Genomic DNA, 19,583 nt, shown 5'->3' on the forward strand with positions numbered 1-19,583 from the left:
CCTTTCTGTAACCAATGCCTCGGCAGCTGCCGTTTTTTACCTGTCAGATACCCGAACAAAACCGTGAAAAGTGGTGTGTAACCTCATGAAAAATCCAAAAAACTTGACAAAAGTGGGTGGAAGTGATATACTCCTCCCATATTTCAAAAAAGTAACAAAAGTTACAAATGCATTGCGAGGTGATTTTCCACCGCCCCGAACCCTGGAAATGAAGGGCGGAATTGGGAGGTTTTTTATGAAAGAAGCAGTAATCAGAATGGAGACGGCGGCCCGGCCAACAACGGACCGATCCGCATCTCCCCGACTCTTGAAGGGGTTGCTGCTGGCAATTACTCTGGTGGCTCTGCTGGCCACCACCGTGATCCTCTGTCAGCAGGATATCGAAAACCCCAGCTATGTATACATGATCCTGGACGAGACCGGAATGCAGATCATCGACGGCCGGCCCGACGGTGACCGTACCACGGGTCTGCTGGACATTCGGGCCGACAACAGCAGCCGGGACGCCCAGCTGTTGCTGGTAAAGGGCCAGCAGGTGCAGGTAGCCGACGCTCAGGGCGCCACCTATCTGGTGACCACCCGGCGGGAAACGGTGGATAACCTGCTGCGCCGGTCCGACGTCACCGTGGGCGACGGCGAGATGGTCGTGGTGGACACCACCGGCGAGACGCCTACCGTCTCCGTTATGGCAGAGTATTCCCAGACCCGTGACGTCACCGTCACCACCCCTTACAAAACAGAGCGTGTGGTGAACCATATGCTGGCCAAGGGAACGGAAGAGGTGGTGCAGGAGGGCGTTCCCGGCACCGTCATCGAGACCTACAAGGACACCTACCGGGACGGCAAGCTGGTCTCCACCGAGTTGGTCAGCACCACCGAGGACAACGCCGTCACCGAGATCGTCGAGTATGGCACCATGGTCTCCTCCGTGGAGCGATCTGACTACATGGTGGACGTGACGACCTTTGATGACGGCACCGGCTATCTGCTGTTTGCCTCCGGCGACACCATGGCCTTCTCCTCCGTGTACGGCTCCTGCGAATCCACCGCCTACTCCATCCACGGCTGGACGGCCTCCGGGCGGCCCACCGCCTACGGCAACATCGCCGTGGACACCTCGGTGTTCCCCTTCGGCACACGGTTCTATATTCTGACCAACGACGGTTATCTGGAGTACGGCATGGCCGTGGCCTCCGATACCGGCAGTGCCATCAAGGGAACAAAGCTGGATCTGTGGTTTGACTCCTACGACGATGCCTGTTCTTTCGGTCGGCGCTACTGCACCGTCTATGTTCTCAACTGAAGCTCTGCAAAAAAGACCCCCGCTTCCTCTATGGAAAGCGGGGGTTCTTTGTGTAAAGCATGATTCCTTTACAGATATCATCAATGGGACAGCTCTGCGTCATAGAAAAACTGCCGCACCGCCGTCTCATATGCCCGACAGTCCCCAGCCTTACGCACCTGCCGCAGCAGGGTGTCCGTCTCCCGGAAGGACCGGGAGAAATAGTTCCACAGCTCCCGCATATGGTGCAGCACCGGCACGTCGCCGGAAAAATCCCGGCAGTACAGGCCGTACAGCCGGTCGTGAAACTCCCGCAGCTCCTCCAGAGACGCTGCCGGGCCTCCCGTCGCCTGCCGCAGCAGGGACGGGTCCGCCACCAGTCCACGGCCTACCATGACGGCGTCGTCGGGAAAGGTCTCCCCCATCTCCCGCAGGTCACGGACGGTGGTGACGTCCCCGTTGTAGCACAGAGGCAGCGCCGTGTGCTCTGCCGTCCAGCGGAACACCTCCCGGTCTGCCGCCCCCTTGTAGAACTGCGTCCGTACCCGTGGATGCACCGTCAGGCGGCAGATAGGGTATGTCTCCAGCAGGGCCAGCAGCGCCGGCCACTCCTCCGCCCGCTCCCAGCCGATACGGGTCTTGACGGAAATTTTCATATCCGGCAGGGCATCGAAAATGCCGTCCAGCAGCTGTCTCAGCAGCTCCGGCTGGCGCAGCAGTCCCGCCCCCTTGTTCTTTCCCGTCACGGTGCCGGAGGGACAGCCCAGATTCAAGTCTATCTGCGCCCAGCCACGGCTGCGGCACTCCTTGGCGGCCCAGACGAAGTACTCCGCCCGGTTGGTGAGGATCTGCGGCACCACCGGAATACCCCGGTTTCGCTCCGGGTCCAGTTCCTCCAGCTCCTTGCGCTGAAAGCTGAAATTCCCGTTGGGGGACACGAAGGGCGTCACATACAGCGCTGCTCCGCCGAACATCTCGTGCTGCACCTGCCGCCAGCGCCAGCCGGTAAGGCCCTCCATGGGCGCTGCATACCATTCAAGCATCGATTTTTCCCTCCAAACACATCTCCAGCGTCACACCCGGTCTCCGCCGGTAGCGGGACACCTCCAGCTGCGGCAGCAGCTGCGAAAATGCGGTATCCTCATGGATGAGGCGTTCCTTCTCCGTCCGGGTCAGCTGCTTGATGCGGTATTCCAACCGCAGGGCCGCTCCCTTGTCCTCCGCCTCCCACAGTGCCGCCAATGCCTGTATCGGGTGGGCTCGTGTATACCGGGCGCAGGCTGTTCCCCGGTCGGTGTGCTGCCGCATCCGGCGGCAAATGTCCTGTGCAACTCCGGTGTAAAGTGTATCGCCTTTGCAGTACACCATGTATACGAAATACACGTTCCCGCCTCCTTTTTCCTCAGTATAGCACGGATGCCCTTGCAATTACAACCGCCATGTGATAGAGTTTTGGGGAAAGTGAGGAGAATGTATGACTCTTTTTGACCACTATTTGGAATACATGACCCAGCTGCTGGAAGGACGCCGCTCACCGCCGGAGGGCATCACTCTGCCGGAGGGGGACGTGACGGAGAAGGCCGCTTCCCTGAGCCGCCAGCTTCAGCAGATGGGGGCCACCGCCTTTGTCCGTGCCTGCGCCCATCAGGACGGCGTTACGCTGCCGGAGGAAATTTACCGGCAGGCGGACGATACCACAAGCCTTCAGCAGCTGCTGCAAAGCGCCGTACAGCAGACCCCCGTACAGGAGGCTTCCCCGGCGGAGGAGCCCTCCGAGGCGGCCCCGGATCCCGATGCAGGCAAGCACGCCTTCGAGGTGTTTCTGGACTGCGTGGCGCTGGATGACGGTCTGGTGCAGTACCTGATGGAGGTGCTGCAAAAACGGGACTGGAAGGAATTTTACAAGCTCAGCCAGATCACCACCAAGCTGGATCTGGACCCGGAGGAATTTCTCTATTGGCTGGGCAACAAGGAGCTCTACGCCGACGAGGAGGAACGCTCCTGCGCCGTCATCATGGATGCCTGTCTGGAGCGGCTGCGGCAGGAGGGACAGCTGGAGCTGATAGCGGCACTGCTCTCCGGTGACCGCCGGACCTTCGAGCTGTTCCGGTGTCAGGCCCCGGAGCTGCAGCATCTGCCCGCCGCCACCTATGAGTGGTACAGCAAGAACTATTTGGATCGGGACTACCCCATCCGGATGCTGATGAAGTGCCGGGGCATCCGGTTCCCGGAGCATATCCCAGGAAATGAATCTAAGTAAGGAGCAACGATCCCATGACCACCAATGAAATGTATCAGCAGCTGGGCATCAGTCCGGAGGTGCTGGATTTTGGACAGCGAGTACTGGACGGACTGGACGAGGAAATGTCCCGTGTGGACGACATTGCCGAGTATAATCAGGCCAAAGTTCTCTCCGCCATGCACAAGAATCGTCTCAATGCCACCCACTTTAACCTCTCCTCCGGCTACGGCTACGACGACGAGGGCCGGGACAATCTGGAGCGCGTCTATGCCGACGTGTTCCACACGGAGGCGGCGCTGGTCCGGCCCCAGATCACCTGCGGCACCCATGCGCTGGCACTGGCGCTGGGGGCCAACCTCCTGCCGGGCGACGAGCTGCTGAGCCCCGTCGGGGCGCCCTATGACACCCTGGAGGAGGTCATCGGCATCCGCCCCTCTCCCGGCTCCCTGCGGGAATACGGCGTCAGCTACCGTCAGGTAGACCTGCTTCCGGACGGCAGCTTTGACTACGACGGCATCCGGGCCGCCATCCATGAAAAAACCAAGCTGGTGACCATCCAGCGCTCCAAGGGCTACGCCACCCGCCCCTCCTTCTCCGTGGAGGAGATCGGGAAGCTGATCGCCTTCTGCAAAAACTGCAAGCCCGACATCATCTGCATGGTGGATAACTGCTACGGCGAACTGGTGGAGCGGCAGGAACCCACAGATGTGGGGGCCGATATGGTGGTGGGAAGCCTCATCAAAAATCTGGGCGGCGGTCTGGCTCCCACCGGCGGCTATGTCTGCGGCCGGCAGGATCTCATCGATCGCTGCGCCTACCGGCTCAGCGCACCGGGCCTCGGCAAGGAGGTGGGCGCCAATCTGGGTCTGCTCACCAGTTTCTATCAGGGGCTGTTTCTGGCTCCCACAGTGGTGGCCTCCTCTGTAAAGGGCGCTATCTTTACAGCGGGATGCTATGAAGCGCTGGGCTTCCGTGTGGTCCCCGGCAGCCGGGAGGTGCGCCGGGATATCATTCAGGCGGTGGAGCTGGGCAGCCGGGAGGCTATGTGTGCCTTCTGCAAGGGCATTCAGGCCGCCGCACCGGTGGACAGCTATGTGACCCCGGAGCCGTGGGCCATGCCCGGCTACGACAGCGACGTTATCATGGCCGCCGGAGCCTTCGTGCAGGGGGCCTCCATCGAGCTCTCCGCCGACGGCCCCATCCGTCCCCCCTACGCTGTGTATTTTCAGGGTGGCCTGACGTGGTATCACGCCAAGCTGGGGGTCCTCATGAGCCTGCAAAAGCTCCATGATGCCGGACTTTTGCCTAATTTGTAAGCATCCCCTGTCCTGCACGGCAACCAGAAGAAACACAGCCCCGGACGCTTCGGCGTCCGGGGCTGTATGTTACTCACATCCACATCTCAAACAGCCGCAGCAGGGTACTCAAAAGCTTGCGGTACCACGGGCGGCTCTTCCACTCCTGATACGTCACCCGGCGGGAACAGTCCGTGATACGCTGGATATCCTCCGCCAGCCCCTCAATGGCCGGTACGCCGTAGAGTACCGTACCGCACTCAAAGTGCAGCTGGAAGCTGCGGTAGTCCATATTCACAGACCCCACAAAGGCCGCCTCGCCGTCTGACAGCACGGTCTTGCCGTGGAGCAGACCCGGCTCGTAGATGTAAATTTTCACACGATGCACCAGCAGCTCACCGTAGTGGCTCTGGGCCGCCAGATAGGCGAACTTGTGGTCCGGTATTCCCGGCAGCAGCAGCCGCACATCCACGCCGCTGTCCCCGGCAGAGCACAGGGCCTGCCGCATGGGCTCATCAATGGCCAGATACGGCGTGGTGATATGGACGGAGCGGCGGGCGTTGTTGATGAGGTGCAGGAACACGTCCTCCGCCGTGGAGATGGGGTTGTTGTCCGGCCCGTCCACAAAGGGCTGGCAGAAGCCCGCCGCCTCCCGGTGGTCGTGGGGGCGGTAGTAGTCCCGCTCCTGCATCAGCTGTCCGCCGTTGCGCTGCCACATATGGAGGAACTCCCGTGTCAGGCCCCATGCGCCGGGGCCGTCCAGCCGGATGCCGCAGTCCTTCCAATAGCCGAAACGGACGGTAAGGTTGGCGTATTCGTCTGCCACGTTGGCTCCGCCGGTGTAGGCCGTGCTGCCGTCGATACAGACGATCTTCCGATGATCCCGATAGTTGAAGTACAGGCGGTTGACGTAGTGGTGGACCGGGTTAAAGATCTGCACCTCTACCCCGCTCTCCCGCAGGGCCTCGATCTGTTCGGCGGGAAGGCGCATCATGCTGCCGAAGTCATCGAAGAGAATCTTGACCTCCACACCTTCCGCCGCCTTCCGGCGGAAGATCTCCTCCATGCGGTCCCATATCTGTCCCTGTGCAATGATGAAGAACTCCAGAAAGATGAAATGCTCCGCCTGCTCCAGCTTCTCCAGCATATCCTGTAAAAATGCCTCGCCGGTGGGCAGATACGTTGTCTCCGTATCACCGTAAAGGAGATATCCTTGACGGCTTAGATAGACACTGAGCCGCTCCCACTGGGGGAATTTTCGCCGCAGCTTCTCCATTTGGATGCGGTGGGCGGCCTGTTGGGCTTCCGGCTCCTCCGGCATGGGCAGCTTTTTCAGGTCCAGCCGCTTTTGCTGCCGGTCACCGTTCCAGAGAAAGTATAGAATGAGTCCCACCACCGGCACCGTCAGAACGAGGAAGATCCAGCCGAACTTATAGCTGGCGCCGTCGGTGCGGTTATAGATCCGCACGGCGTAGCCGAAGGCCGCCAGCTCCAGCACCGTGTAGATGATGGCAGCCCGCTGGCGCAGCTCCGTGCTGAGAAAGAATGCCAAAGCGATCTGCCCCAGCAGCAGCGCCGCCACGAAAACCAGCCGCAGCGCCGCCGAGATACGACGTTCCGTTTTCTGTTGTACCTGATGCGTTTTCAACGGGTCACCTCCTGTTCCCTTTGGGATACCACGCAGAGCTGTCCGCCAAAGTGGACAGCTCTGCTTTTTTGCTTATTTTCGATTGCGGAGCAGATCCTGCTGGATGTTCCACAGTCTGTCGGACAGATCCACATAGTAGCTGTGAGGATTGTCGAAGCGCTTCACCTCGTCCCACAGGGTGTCCACCTGCTGGCGGCAGTAGGCCTGAATTTCCGGCAGGCTGGGGCTGTCGTACACCCGCTTGCCCCCCAGAAACACCGGCACCAGCAGAGGCCGGGCGGTGAAGTTATACACCGTCTTTTTCTTCCAGGTGGCGCTGGGGTCGAAGATCTCCAGATCCTTGGTGTCGTCCAACGTCTCGTCATAGACGGTGATGTAGTCGGCGATGGCCTTGCCGGTGTCGTTGCCGTAGAACCGGTAGACCTTCTTGAAGTGGGGAATGGTGATCTTCTCCACGTTCTCGCTAATCTTGATCTTGGGGGTGATGTTCCCCTGTTGATCCTCCACGGCCGCCAGCTTATACACGCCGCCGAACACCGGCTCGGACTTGGCGGTAATCATCCGCTCGCCCACGCCGAAGAGGTCGATCTTGGCATCCTGCAGCAGCAGATCCTGGATCAGGTACTCATCCAGAGAGTTGGATACGGAGATCTGGCACTCCGTCCAGCCCGCCTCGTCCAGCATCTTCCGGGCCTTCCGGGTCAGATAGGCCATGTCGCCGGAATCCAGTCGGATGCCGCACTTGGTGATGCCCATGGGCTTAAGCACCTCGTTAAAGGCCCGGATGGCGTTGGGGACACCGGACTTCAGGGTATTGTAGGTATCCACCAGCAGCGTGGCGTTGTGGGGATAGATCTGGCAGTAGGTCTTGAAGGCGTCATACTCCGAATCGAACATCTGCACCCACGCATGGGCCATGGTGCCGCCGGCGGGAACGCCGTAGATCTGGTCAGAGATGGTGCAGGCCGTACCGGCGACACCGCCGATGTAGGCGGCACGGGCGCCGATGATAGCGGCATCCGCCCCCTGCGCCCGGCGGGAGCCGAACTCCAGCACCGTGCGGCCACGGGCGGCACGGGCGATGCGGTTGGCCTTGGTGGCGATCAGGCTCTGGTGGTTGATGGTCAGCAGCGTGAAGGTCTCGATGAGCTGGGCCTCGATGGCCTTGGCCCGGACGATGACCATGGGCTCACGGGGAAACACCGGGGTTCCCTCCGGCATGGCGTAGATGTCGCCGGTGAAATGGAAGTCCTCCAGATAGGACAGAAATTCCTCGCTGAAAAGGTTCCGGCCCCGCAGATAGGCGATGTCTTCCGGAGAGAAGTGCAAATTTTCGATATAGTCGATCAGCTGCTCCAGACCTGCGGCGATGGCAAAGCCGCCGTCGTCCGGCACCCGGCGGAAAAAGACATCGAAGTAGGTGATACGATCCTTATAGCCGCTTTCAAAGTACCCGTTGCCCATGGTCAACTCATAAAAGTCGCAGAGCATGGTCATGTTCAGCTTTTCCTCAGTTTTCATTTTCATACCTCAAGTAAATTTTTTTGGGTGTGCTGCGTACTATTATACTATCATTCCCCGAAACAGGCAATCCTTTTCCGTATTTTTCTCCCCGCTCCTCCCCTTTTCGTCGGTTTTTCCCGGACATTTCGATAAAATCTGTGTATCAGGGGTTGACAAAACAATCTCTTCTTGCTATCATAAGAAATTGTAGAGTTCTCTTACAAGTTCATACCTTATCAAGAGTGGCGGAGGGATCGGCCCGATGAAGCCACGGCAACCTGCGAAGCAAGGTGCCAAATCCGGCGTATGCTGAGTGCGGAAGTGATAGTCCCGCATTCGTCCTTCGACAGATGAGGAGCGTTATTCTAACACGATCCGTCGAATGGCGGAGCGTGTTTTTTCATGCTCCGGTCAACCTGAGAGAGCTTTCACCCGTATGGAAAATATTTTATAAAGGAGCATGGAAAAGCTATGGCAAAGAGACTGTTTACCTCAGAATCCGTGACGGAGGGACATCCCGACAAAATCTGCGACCAGATCAGCGATGCGATTCTGGACGCCATCATGGAGAAGGATCCCAATGGCCGTGTGGCCTGCGAGACCTGCGTGTCCACGGGCCTGATCCACATCATGGGCGAGATCACCACCCACTGCTACGTGGATATCCCCAAGATCGCCCGTCAAGTGGTGCTGGACATCGGCTATGACCGGGCCAAGTACGGCTTCGACGGCCACACCTGCGCCGTTATCACCAACATCGACGAGCAGTCCGGCGATATCGCCATGGGCGTGGACAAGAGTCTGGAGGCCAAGGAGTCCGGTGACAGTGCGCTGGACAACGGCGCCGGCGATCAGGGCATGATGTTCGGCTACGCCTGCGACGAGACGCCGGAGCTGATGCCGCTGGCGATCTCCCTGGCCCAGAAGATGGCCAAGCGCCTGACGCAGGTCCGTAAGGAAAAGCTGGTGGATTACCTGCGCCCCGACGGCAAGACGCAGGTGACGGTGGAGTATGACGAGAATGGCAAGCCCACCCGTGTGGATGCCGTGGTGGTCTCCACCCAGCATGCCGCCGAGGCATCTCTGGATCAGATCCGCCGGGATATGATCGAACTGGTCATCAAGCCCACGGTTCCCGCTGAGCTGATGGACGAGAACACCAAGATCTACGTCAATCCCACAGGCCGCTTCGTCATTGGTGGCCCTCAGGGTGACAGCGGTCTCACCGGCCGGAAGATCATCGTGGATACCTACGGCGGCAGCGCCCCCCACGGCGGCGGTGCTTTCTCCGGCAAGGACCCCACCAAGGTGGACCGCAGCGCCGCTTACGCCGCCCGGTACGTGGCCAAGAACGTGGTGGCGGCGGGTCTGGCCTCCAAGTGCCAGGTGCAGCTGGCCTACGCCATCGGCGTGGCTCGTCCCGTCAGTGTGCTGGTGGAGACCTTCGGCACCGGCGTGGTGTCCGATGAAAAGCTGGAGGAGGCTGTGGAGAAAGTTTTTGACCTGCGTCCCACCGCCATCATCCGGGATTTGGATCTGCGCAGACCCATCTACCGCCAGCTGGCGGCCTATGGCCACATGGGCCGTGAGGATCTGGGCGTGCGCTGGGAGGCTACCGACCGTGTGGCGGCTCTGAAGGCCGCTCTGAACGGCTGATTTCCCCCTTGCAAGACCGGAGAAAATCTGATATAGTAAGGGTACGCCGTCCGTGATCGGGCGGCGTACCCCCTCCCCTATCCGGGTATGGCGGAGTTGGTACCGTGCCACATTTGGGAGTGCCGTGGCGGTATCCGGGACAGGGCAAGGCGAAACGCCGCAAAGCCTTGCAACACCTGCGTTTGCGGGATTTTCCCCGATTGCCGAAAACGGCATAAAAGCGGCTTTGACCACAGAAATGACCACAGACAGAAAAATCTTTGATTTTCCTCCCCGCCGTGGTATAATGGCAGAAATTGAATATCCGGGTGTAGTTCAGCTGATAGAACGCGTGGTTTGGGACCACGAGGCCGAGAGTTTGAGTCTCTCCACTCGGACCAAAATCCCTCTGAAATCGTTGATTTCAGAGGGATTTTTCTTATTCTTTGTCTATTGCGGCGCAGATGTCGAGCTTGTCATTCTCAACATATCTTTTCGACAAGCGCAGACTTAATATTGTAATTTTTGCCGAATTGCGGTATAATTAATTAACGGTAGGCTTTCGTGACACTAAGGCAGCCGTATGGGTATCTCATACGGTTTTTTACATTATATTATTCTAAGGAGAACATAAAAATGGCAGAAGCGAAGTACATTTTCGAAAAGCTCACGCCTATAACTGACAGCGATATTAGTGTCTATGAGTCAGCCATAGATTTTGTTTTTGAGAATAACGATGTTAAAAATATTGCCCTTTCGGGTGCTTATGGCGCAGGAAAGAGCAGTGTGCTCGCCTCCTATAAATCAAGCCATCCCGACACAAAGTTTTTGCATATTTCTTTGGCACACTTTCAAGACGATCAAAACAATGCCAGTTCTGATGCACCTATTAAAGAATCAATCCTTGAGGGCAAAATTCTCAATCAACTAATCCACCAAATTCCAGCGGAAAAGATTCCCCAAACCAATTTTAGAGTAAAGAAATCTACTGGGAATGGCGCTATCATTTGCTATACTATAGCGACTGCGTTTTTCTTGTTATTTTTATTACATATTCTATTTTTCGACAATTGGTCGCAGTTTGTTGGCACTCTTCCCGATGGAATAATTCAGCGTTTTCTAAGCCTATCCACCGCCAATATGTCGCTCCTTTTTAGTGGTATCGGCTGCTTTGCCATAGCTTGTTTCTTCTTTTTCCGAATTCTTTTGGTCCAAAAGAATAAAAGCATCTTTAAGAAGCTTAGTTTTCAGGGAAATGAAATCGAGGTTTTCGAGGAAAGTGACGATTCCTATTTTGATAAATATCTCAACGAAGTGTTGTACCTCTTTGAAAATGTTCAAGAAAATGTAATTGTGTTTGAAGATATGGATCGTTTCGACGCAAGCAAAATTTTCGAACGGCTGCGTGAAATTAATACCCTCGTAAATCTCCAGCGAGAGAAAGAAAATAAACCCATCCTCCGTTTCTTCTATTTGCTTCGGGATGACATTTTCGTTTCTAAAGACCGAACAAAGTTCTTTGACTGTATTATTCCGGTAGTTCCAGTTGTTGACAGTTCCAATTCCTACAACCAGTTTATTTCACATCTCGAGAAGAACAATCTGCTCTCAAAATTCAACGAAGGGTTTTTACAGGGCATATCTTTGTATGTGGATGACATGCGGTTGCTCAAAAATATCTGTAATGAATTTTTAATCTATTACAACAGGCTGAATACAACCGAACTTGATTACAACAAAATGTTTGCGCTAATTACCTACAAAAATCTGTTTCCGCGAGATTTTGGCGATTTACAGCTCAACAAGGGGTTTGTATATGCTCTTTTTGATAATAAGCCAAATTTCATTTCGCGTGTATGTGATGAACTAAAGGCCAAGATTGATAAAACGCGAAAACGTATTGCAGATGCAAACAATGAGCTCGCAACATCGGAATATGAATTGGGACTTATATTTCAGCCCAAAAGGGGTTATTATTCTCGATTGAGCAGCTCTGATCAAGCTGATTATGACAGAAGGTTACAAGCGATTAATGACAGGAATAATAATGTTATCCGAGACTTAGAAGAGACTATAGTTACATATGAAGAGGAACTTCGGAAAATTGGATGTGCCCCGCTTGCTTCGCTTATAACCAGAGAAAATGTTGAAGAAGTGTTCAACCTAACAGTCACCAACGAAATCGGGGAAGAAAATGATTTCAGTGAAATCAAGAGCAGCGAATACTTTGCTCTCGTTAAGTACCTCATCCGAAAGGGGTACATTGATGAAACCTATGCAGACTATATGACTTATTTCTACGAAAATAGTCTCTCTCGTATTGATAAGACTTTTCTGCGTAGCATAACAGACAAAAAGGCAAAGCCCTACACCTACGAGCTAAAATCGCCAGAAATGGTTTTTTCCCGTTTGCAGCCGAACGATTTTGATCAAGAAGAAACGCAGAACTTTATTCTTTGCGATTATCTCTTGAGCGAAAAAAGCAGCTCAGAGCATTTGGCGCACTTTATCTCACAACTTCGAGATTCTAAGGCATATCCATTTGTCTCTCAGTACTTTAACTGCACGTCATACATGTCCCGCTTTATCCAAGTTTTTAACGAACAATGGCCGTCTTTGTTTGTGGACATGCAAGCTGATTCTGGTTTCAGCAAAGAACAATTACGTCTTTTTTCTGTGCATACCCTGCATTTTGTAGATTCCACCACACTGGACAAGGTCAATGAAAACTCAGTCCTTACAGAGTATATTAATGCGGCTAACGACTATTTGGCCATCCAATCCCCTCAAGTTGAAAAGCTAATATCTGCATTCCAGCAATTGAATGTTTGTTTCCCTGAAATTAACTATGATTGTTCTAACAAAGGCCTCATACTGGCTGTATATGAAAATAATCTGTACGAGTTGAATTTCAAAAATATTGCAATGTTCTTGGAAAAACTGTGGGGGATCGATGACTCCGAAAATATTATACACCGAAATTATACCATCATCAGCAGCGACAAGACTTCTCCTCTTTATAAGCGCATTGATTGCAATATGTCCAAGTATGTCGATATTGTTCTGCGGGAATGCAGCGGAAAGATCATTGATGACGAATGTGTTGTTATAGACTTACTGAATCGCACAGACATAAGCAACTCGCAAAAAGAAGAATATATCAAACCTTTGATTACTCCCTTACATATGTTATCTGCCGTAAGAGATCATTCGATTTGGGCATCGCTACTTGATACCGACATTCTTATTCGTTCCGAACAGAATGTACTGGATTATTTCTGCGTTAAAGGCAAGCTTGATGTTGGGCTTATCAGTTTCATAAACAGTGCGAATCATCTTTTAGACTTTTCTTCCACAAATATTTCGCTCACAGAAGATCAAAGCAGCTCTTTATTCAGCGAAACTATAGTTTGCAACGAAATTCTTGATACTCAATATGCCAGCATACTAAAGTCTATCCAACATTATGACGAGGCTTTCAATATCCCCAATATCCAAGAATCTAAAGTAAATATTCTGATATGCCATAATATAATCCGGATGAACCCAGATACTCTAAAATATATGCGTAACGAATACCCTTCCGTTATTCCCTTCTTTATTGAGAAAAATATTGATGAATATGAGCGGATGATGAGTTCTGAGCTGTTTATTCAATCCGAACTTTTGGAGATACTATCTTGGAACATCTCTGATGCTATCAAGCTTAAGCTTTTGGAGTTTTCCGATGACGAAATCTCAATAATCGGAAAAAACTATTCGACACAAATTTGTGTATATATACTTACACACAATTTGGAACAAGAAGATATGGGAGTTCTTTACAAGGTCTATAGTGATCAGCAAGCCGAAATCCAGAAAATAATTCTTGAAAATGCAATGGTGAATATTGAGGAAATTATTCTGGATCCAAATATTGCAGATAAATCACTAAAAGAGAAAATTCTCATAGATTCTAATTTAGCTTTCGAAAAACGGGTAAATCTTTTTGTAGCCATGCTTCCGTATATAGAACAAGATGAAGCGTGTAAGTATCTATCGGCACTTAATCTTCATGAGTATGTCAGGATATTCGATTCCCACAACAAGCCTAAGTTTGAAATAAATCAGCAAAGCGAAATCATACTTGATGCATTTAAGCAAAAAGGCTGGATATTCGAGTATGTCGAAGATGAAAATCGTCCCGGTTATTATAAGATTCGTAGACGGGAACCACGGAAAAATGAAAAAGAGTAAACATAGGAGCGGTTTATCCATGGATAAGCCGCTCCTATAATATCCTCGTCCTTATATCATTTTATACTTCGGTTCTTCCACGAAGTTAATATGGAGAAATCAATCGGAACTGCAAAAAATGATTGAGTTTTTCTTCTTTCCCCGTTTGCCATTCTTCTCCTCTGGCGGGCTTCCATCGCCTTCGCCTAAATCCTTCAGTCGCTGCACCTCCACGATCTCCGCTTTCATCTCCATGATCAGCACCTTCAGCTTCTCCTCGCACTCCTCGCGGGTGTGGGCGTAGACATTGCGGGCGTGCTTTTTACCGTCGGGCCATTTGGGGGAATAGCGCCCCTCGAAGAGATGGTCGTTGATCTCGCTGACACAGCCGGTGCCGGATCTGCGCTTGCGGCCCACATAGGGCTTGAAGTCGGTCATTCTCGGCTTTTCCGCCTGGGCCGGGGCAGTTTCCTGCCCCGGCTCCGAAGCGTCCTCCTGCGGCACCGCTTTGCCGATACTTCGGTCGATGTTGGCGGCGGCTGTGAGCCGCATATCGTCGGTGATGTGAGTATAGATGTCCAGCGTAGTGGCCGCCGACACATGCCCCAGCATGACAGAGAGGGTTTTCACATCCATGCCGTTCTCCAGTGCCAGGGTTGCAAAGGTGTGGCGCAGATCATGGAAGCGCACATGCTTGCAACCTGCGTGTTCCAGAATGAACTGCAATCTACGGCGCACCACGCCGGGCGTGATGGGGCAGTCCTCCTTCACAGGGGACGGGAACATCCAACGGGAGTCCACCGTCTTTTTGTACTCCCGCAGCACTGCCACCACAGCAGGCGGCAGGACGATCTTGCGGACGGAGTTCTTCGTCTTGGGTGTGCTGATTTGAAGCTGCCCCCGCACATCGTAGACCTGCTTGTTCACATTCAGTACGCCGGTTTTGAAGTTCAGGTCGTCCCATTGCAGCGCCATCAACTCGCCACGCCGTAGGCCGGTGGCCAAGTCCAGAAGAAAAACTTCGTAATATCCCTCAAACTTCGCTTGAATGAGGAATCGCTGCAACTCTTCTCGTGTCAGCACCTGCATCTCCCGCGCCTTCTTGGGCGGCAGCTTGCAGCCGATGGCCGGGTTCACGCGAATCAGTCCATCCTGCACCGCTTTCTCCAGCGCGGAGCGACAGGTGGCGTGACACATGCGCACCATTCGGTCGGACAGCCCTTCGCCGTACTTGTCGGTGAAGCGCTTCCGGCCACTTTTCTTGAGCCGCCCATAGAACTGCTGCAGGTCATTCTGTGTCAGCTTATTCAGCGGGATGCTGCCAATCTCCGGAATGATGTGCAGGCGGATGCGGCTCTCATAGGTCTCCTGCGTGGTGGGGCGGATCTTAGGCTTGGAGTGATTCTCGTACCAGTATGTCAGCCAGTCCCCGAAGGGCATCTCAGGCCGCACCTTCTCCGGCTTCAGTCCGCCGCATTCCTCCTTGAGCTTTTGGAGCTTTTCAAGGCACTCCTTCTTTGTTTTAGCGAGAACATTTTTCGTTTTGGGATAGCCGTTATCATCGTAGCCGATGACGATGCGGCCCTCCCATCGTCCATCCTTGCGCTGTCTTACCGTTCCGTCACCGGCTTTTCGCTTTCTTGCCACGGTTTCAACTCCTTTCCGAAGATGTCCTCCATGAAGCCGCCCACGATGCCGCAGGCTGTCTTCTGCATATCGGTTGTGACATGGGTGTAGGTGTCCAGCGTGAAGGAGGCGTTGGTGTGGCCCAGGATACCGGACAGGGTTTTGGCGTCCACACCGCTGGTGAGGGCGTGGGTTGCGAAGGTATGACGCAGATCATGAAAGCGGATACTGGGCAGACCCGCCCGCTGGAGCAGCGTCTTCATGTGGCGATAGGCCGCGTTGGGATCGACGGGATCTTCCGGCTTCACCGGGTCAGGGAATATCCATTGGCTGATGGCATCCGCTTTGCGCCGCCGTAGGATTTCGGTCACGCTGTGCGGCAGAATGATGGTACGCATGCCCTGATTGGTCTTCGTCTCGCCGGTGGTGTACTCGCCCTTCCGCTGGCTGTGGAGGGTTCGACATACCTTCAGCGTACCGGTATTCCCATCGAAGTCGCTCCACTGCAGACCACAGATCTCGCCGCGGCGCAGGCCGGTCATCAGCTCCGTATGGAAGAAGTCCCGCCACACCTCGTCCTGCTCCACCACTGTAAGGAAGTCGTCCAGCTCCACGCGGGTGAGGATACGCTTGGGCTTGTAGTTGGGCTTGGGCGCCGTTGTCCCCTCAGTAGGATTTCTGGGAATGACATGGGCCTGCACCGCGTCCTTCAGCGCGGCGTGGAGTGTGGAATGGATGTGGCGCACCATGGAGTCGGAGAGCTGATGCCCCATCTCGGGATGCTCGTGGATGCGCCCCTCCGTTTTTAGGCGGCGGTACATCCGCTGGATGTCCTGCTGGGAGAGGAGGGAGATCTGCTTGTCGCCCAGTTGCGGCTTGATGTAGTATTCGATGTAGCGGCGGTAGCCCTCGAGGGTACCGGGCCGCACCGTGCCCGCCTTGTACTCCGTGAGCCAGCGGTCCAGCCACTGGCCCAGCGTCATCCGGCTGTCCTCGGTCAACTCCACATCGCGGTAGCACTCGATGTTCTGGTGCAGCTTGTCCAGCAGGGCCTTTTGCGTCTTGGCATACACATGACGGAACAGTGGCTCGCCGTTTTCCCGGTGTCCAATGACGATGCGACCCTCCCAGCGTCCGTCTTCCCGCTTGCGCACCATGCCGTCACCGGCTGGTCTTCGTTTTGCCATGTATTTCACTTCCTTTGATTGAGATTTTTTTGCAACACAAACAATTACCACATTTTTGCGGAAATAGCTATCAGAACTTTGAAATGGTTTGCCATTACATCCGCATAGAAAACCCGTGGTACTGCTCGTACTCTTCCTCTTCCTCTTCGTCATCTACGGCGTATTCCACCGTGCGGTCGATCTTGCCGCCGCGTTCCAGAATACGCCGGATCTCCTGCTTGCTGTGATGCAGTGTTTCCAGATGGAAGCGGTCATTGTCACCGGTGTTCAGCGCATCCAGAATGGAGATCAAACCGCAGACTGCATCGTCCACCGTAGGCAGGAGTTCACCGTACTCGGTGGCATCGATGCGGCTTTCCAGATACTCACAGCCGCCCATATCGAAGTAGGCTTCCATGCTGCTGCGCAGAAGCGTCTGGTCGAAGAGCTTATTGTCTCTGCATCGGACATTCTCCGGTGTGGTGTAGGTGATGTATTTTTGATTCGCCTCCCATCGCACCTTGTAGCCGTACTCCGCCATGAATGCGATGAACTCCTCACGGGTAGCACAGTTCTCCATAGCTTCCTTAATGGTACGGCACAGCCGTTTCTTCCAAGCAGGAATACGGAACGGATCCGCCTTGCTCTCGGTGAAGGACAAGCCATACTCCCGGCAGAGCTGGTTGCTGTATTCCTTGGCCTGCTGCATCTCCCGGGCGCTCTGGTGAAACTTCTGGCCGTTTTCAAAGTTTACCGAGTTCATGATGATGTGATTGTGGATGTGCGCCGTATTCATATGCGTGACCACCACGCACTGGTAGCCCTTGAAGTATTTCGCAAACTTCAACCCGCTCTCATGCGCTGTATCAAAATCCAGCGGATCGTCCGGGGCGAAGGCTTGGACGATGTGGTAGTAGCTACGGCCATCTGTTTTGCGGAACTGTTTCTTTACCGCTTCGAATTCATCCTGAGCTGTTTGAGCCATGCAGTTGACACCGGATATGAGACGCTCCACCGTTTTCTCACGGTTTGTAACATAGTCCAGGATACCGCTCAGACTGCGTGAGACAGCAATGAATTTAATGTTTGCCATGCGTTCCGGTACACCTCCGTAAAGGGTTCATAGTTCACCTGTGTGATACGCCCCTGCCGAGCCATGACCGTGAGCTGATTTAGGTTATTTCCCTGATAGCGCAGCTCCCGCAGGAGCTCATCCATACCTTCAATGACCGTGACCTCACGATCCATAGCCGCCCGGCGCACAAACTCGCTCTCGGTCATATGAGCTGCATCCGCCTTACGGCGGATGCAGTCCTTTTCCCACCCGGCAACGCGGGCGCGGATAAATTGATTCTTAGCCATGGTGCTCGTTACCTCTGCTTGCCAGCATAGTCATCGTCTCGATCTGCTTAGCCAGCGTCTCGTCCCGCGCATGCATATAATAGAACTCCAGCATCTTTTCGACTGCAAAGCACTGCTGCCACTCCGCACAGCCAGACAGTGCGGCTTTGCCCTTGCCGGTGAAAAAGTGATTCAACTCTTCACAGGAGACATCCGCGCCGAGTTGATAGAGCATGACTTCCCGTACATCGCTGAGCATCTCTTCCTTATCGTACTTGTCCATCATAATTTCATAGGGATTATAGGTGTTCTTCGTCATAATCTTTATCTCCTTTAAATTCATTTTTCTTTGTGTTGATAGGGGTGTGGGCTTAGCCCGCCTGCCGAAGGGGTCGGAACGGGGCAATCGCCCCGTTCCGTACCACGAAGGCGAAACTTGTCATTCTCGAAGCGAGAATTTTCGGCGCTGACGCGCACTTCAGCCGCTCTGCGGCGCTTTGCGGAAAAGGCAGTCATCCCGCTTGGTCAAGCATCCATGGCGCATCACCTCCTTCCGTGCAGAACACGCTGCGGTAGGTACTGACATCCGGCACCATGCCACGCTCCAGCATGATCTCATGTTGCAGTAAGCGCACGCACATTTCCTCATAGACGCTCCGCATCTCGTCGCGGCATCGGCGGGCGAAAACCTTCTGCTCCTCGGTCAGATCGCCGCGATGTTCATCGCAGAGAAACAGGCGAAGTCCGTCTTCATCAATGAGGTCGGCATGATCCTTGTTCCACGCCCACCGGATGTAGCGTACTGTGTCGTGCGTGCGCTGGAGAACCATCATCGGGTCATGGTCTACAATAAAGTTTGCAAGCTGCTGCATCATGCGCTTTCCTCCTTTTTGTTCTGCCGATTCAACTCGGCCAGCCGTTTCTCTGCCTTTGTCCGCTCTATGTCACGCTCCGCCCGCAGGAACTGCCGCTGATAGTTCAGCTCCAGTGCTTCCTGAATGGGGCGGATGGTGTAGATGAGACTTCCGTTACGCACGCGGCCGTCCTTTGTGGTGATGGTACTGGGCTCGGTGTGAATAAGCCCCTTCTCCTCCAGACCGGCCACATACTTCCGCACGGTGTTTTCGCTCAGCTGCACCGCCTTTCCGATGGTGCGGTAGCTGGGATGGCACTGGTAGGTTCTGCGATCCTCGCAGCGCAGAAGGTAATTGTAGACGGCAATCTCATGCGAGCTGAGACCGAGGTTGAACACCTCGTTTGGCACGAGGTAGTAATACTTGTTCGGATCTCGCTTAGGCCAACGCCGGAACATCAGGCATCACCTCCTGTCTGCGCATCTACCCACCGGCGGAACTCTTCTTTGGGTACCACGATGCGGCTGCCTATCCGCAGCGCGGGGAAGCCCGTCTCGTGCATGAGCTCATAGGCGCTGGAGATGGACACGCCCAGCACCTGCGCCACCGTGTTCGCATTGAGGAACAGCGGCAGCTGGTCATAGTTGGTAAATGTGGATTCTTGCATCGGATTCCTCCTTTATAATTTTTTGTTGAGAGCTGCAAGCAAAAAGCTCCCACTGAAAAAGTGGGAGCAGTATCTATATTGCAAATTTGGAATCTCATGATAGAATAGA

The 19,583-nt window shown here is 54.3% G+C and carries 17 protein-coding genes, 1 tRNA gene and 1 riboswitch; of the genes, 6 read left to right on the forward strand and 12 right to left on the reverse strand.

The window, feature by feature from the left end:
• Nucleotides 1–235: 235 nt before the first annotated feature.
• Nucleotides 236–1,303 carry a 3D domain-containing protein gene (locus KJS28_RS04615; RefSeq protein WP_213541913.1) on the forward strand — a complete coding sequence of 356 codons (1,068 nt, stop codon included), beginning with the start codon at nt 236–238 and terminating at the stop codon, nt 1,301–1,303.
• Between the two features lie 80 nt (nt 1,304–1,383).
• On the opposite strand, the gene KJS28_RS04620 is transcribed toward KJS28_RS04615, so the two are convergent.
• Nucleotides 1,384–2,325 carry a tRNA dihydrouridine synthase gene (locus tag KJS28_RS04620; RefSeq protein WP_213541914.1) on the reverse strand — a complete coding sequence of 314 codons (942 nt, stop codon included), beginning with the start codon at nt 2,323–2,325 and terminating at the stop codon, nt 1,384–1,386.
• The gene (locus KJS28_RS04625) at nt 2,318–2,665 is read right to left on the reverse strand and encodes a GIY-YIG nuclease family protein (protein WP_213541915.1); all 348 of its coding nucleotides are present in this window, start codon (nt 2,663–2,665) and stop codon (nt 2,318–2,320) included. The genes KJS28_RS04620 and KJS28_RS04625 overlap by 8 nt, the downstream gene beginning before the upstream one ends.
• A 91-nt stretch (nt 2,666–2,756) precedes the next feature.
• On the opposite strand from KJS28_RS04625, the gene KJS28_RS04630 reads away from it, so the two are divergent.
• Both KJS28_RS04630 and KJS28_RS04635 read left to right on the forward strand, forming a co-directional pair.
• Complete coding sequence (locus KJS28_RS04630) at nt 2,757–3,542, forward strand: hypothetical protein (RefSeq protein WP_213541916.1); 786 nt, start codon at nt 2,757–2,759, stop codon at nt 3,540–3,542.
• A gap of 14 nt (nt 3,543–3,556) precedes the next feature.
• Nucleotides 3,557–4,840, forward strand: a complete 1,284-nt coding sequence (locus KJS28_RS04635; RefSeq protein WP_213541917.1) for a methionine gamma-lyase family protein — start codon at nt 3,557–3,559, stop codon at nt 4,838–4,840.
• A gap of 73 nt (nt 4,841–4,913) precedes the next feature.
• Here the strand turns inward: KJS28_RS04635 and cls are convergent, their stop codons facing one another.
• Nucleotides 4,914–6,467 carry a cardiolipin synthase gene (gene cls / locus KJS28_RS04640; RefSeq protein ID WP_213541918.1) on the reverse strand — a complete coding sequence of 518 codons (1,554 nt, stop codon included), beginning with the start codon at nt 6,465–6,467 and terminating at the stop codon, nt 4,914–4,916.
• Between the two features lie 72 nt (nt 6,468–6,539).
• Nucleotides 6,540–7,988 carry a nicotinate phosphoribosyltransferase gene (locus KJS28_RS04645; RefSeq protein WP_213541919.1) on the reverse strand — a complete coding sequence of 483 codons (1,449 nt, stop codon included), beginning with the start codon at nt 7,986–7,988 and terminating at the stop codon, nt 6,540–6,542.
• Between the two features lie 212 nt (nt 7,989–8,200).
• Nucleotides 8,201–8,327, forward strand: a riboswitch (SAM riboswitch).
• A gap of 114 nt (nt 8,328–8,441) precedes the next feature.
• Between KJS28_RS04645 and metK the strand changes: the two genes are divergently transcribed.
• From metK to KJS28_RS04660, 3 genes are all read left to right on the forward strand, one after another.
• Nucleotides 8,442–9,626, forward strand: a complete 1,185-nt coding sequence (metK, locus tag KJS28_RS04650; protein ID WP_213541920.1) for a methionine adenosyltransferase — start codon at nt 8,442–8,444, stop codon at nt 9,624–9,626.
• 304 nt (nt 9,627–9,930) lie between these two features.
• A tRNA-Pro gene (locus KJS28_RS04655) sits at nt 9,931–10,006 on the forward strand.
• Between the two features lie 235 nt (nt 10,007–10,241).
• Nucleotides 10,242–13,841 carry a YobI family P-loop NTPase gene (locus tag KJS28_RS04660; protein WP_213541921.1) on the forward strand — a complete coding sequence of 1,200 codons (3,600 nt, stop codon included), beginning with the start codon at nt 10,242–10,244 and terminating at the stop codon, nt 13,839–13,841.
• 99 nt (nt 13,842–13,940) lie between these two features.
• Here the strand turns inward: KJS28_RS04660 and KJS28_RS04665 are convergent, their stop codons facing one another.
• From KJS28_RS04665 to KJS28_RS04700, 8 genes are all read right to left on the reverse strand, one after another.
• Nucleotides 13,941–15,467: a tyrosine-type recombinase/integrase gene (locus tag KJS28_RS04665; protein ID WP_213541922.1), complete on the reverse strand. Its 1,527-nt coding sequence runs from the start codon at nt 15,465–15,467 to the stop codon at nt 13,941–13,943.
• Nucleotides 15,431–16,633 carry a tyrosine-type recombinase/integrase gene (locus KJS28_RS04670; RefSeq protein ID WP_213541923.1) on the reverse strand — a complete coding sequence of 401 codons (1,203 nt, stop codon included), beginning with the start codon at nt 16,631–16,633 and terminating at the stop codon, nt 15,431–15,433. The genes KJS28_RS04665 and KJS28_RS04670 overlap by 37 nt, the downstream gene beginning before the upstream one ends.
• 94 nt (nt 16,634–16,727) lie before the next feature.
• Nucleotides 16,728–17,705: a relaxase/mobilization nuclease domain-containing protein gene (locus KJS28_RS04675; RefSeq protein WP_213541924.1), complete on the reverse strand. Its 978-nt coding sequence runs from the start codon at nt 17,703–17,705 to the stop codon at nt 16,728–16,730.
• The gene (locus KJS28_RS04680) at nt 17,666–17,974 is read right to left on the reverse strand and encodes a plasmid mobilization protein (RefSeq protein ID WP_136890900.1); all 309 of its coding nucleotides are present in this window, start codon (nt 17,972–17,974) and stop codon (nt 17,666–17,668) included. Before KJS28_RS04680 ends, KJS28_RS04675 begins: the two co-directional genes overlap by 40 nt.
• Nucleotides 17,967–18,272, reverse strand: a complete 306-nt coding sequence (locus KJS28_RS04685; protein ID WP_213541925.1) for a hypothetical protein — start codon at nt 18,270–18,272, stop codon at nt 17,967–17,969. Before KJS28_RS04685 ends, KJS28_RS04680 begins: the two co-directional genes overlap by 8 nt.
• Nucleotides 18,273–18,465: 193 nt before the next feature.
• Nucleotides 18,466–18,828: a hypothetical protein gene (locus tag KJS28_RS04690; protein WP_213541926.1), complete on the reverse strand. Its 363-nt coding sequence runs from the start codon at nt 18,826–18,828 to the stop codon at nt 18,466–18,468.
• Nucleotides 18,825–19,265 carry a helix-turn-helix domain-containing protein gene (locus KJS28_RS04695; RefSeq protein WP_324614767.1) on the reverse strand — a complete coding sequence of 147 codons (441 nt, stop codon included), beginning with the start codon at nt 19,263–19,265 and terminating at the stop codon, nt 18,825–18,827. The genes KJS28_RS04690 and KJS28_RS04695 overlap by 4 nt, the downstream gene beginning before the upstream one ends.
• On the reverse strand, nt 19,265–19,474 hold the full coding sequence (locus KJS28_RS04700) for a helix-turn-helix domain-containing protein (protein WP_213541927.1): 210 nt from the start codon (nt 19,472–19,474) through the stop codon (nt 19,265–19,267). The genes KJS28_RS04695 and KJS28_RS04700 overlap by 1 nt, the downstream gene beginning before the upstream one ends.
• Nucleotides 19,475–19,583 lie beyond the last annotated feature (109 nt).

Origin of the sequence: Vescimonas coprocola, from assembly GCF_018408575.1 — a bacterium.
In the GTDB taxonomy this organism is placed as follows: Bacteria; Bacillota; Clostridia; order Oscillospirales; family Oscillospiraceae; genus Vescimonas; species Vescimonas coprocola.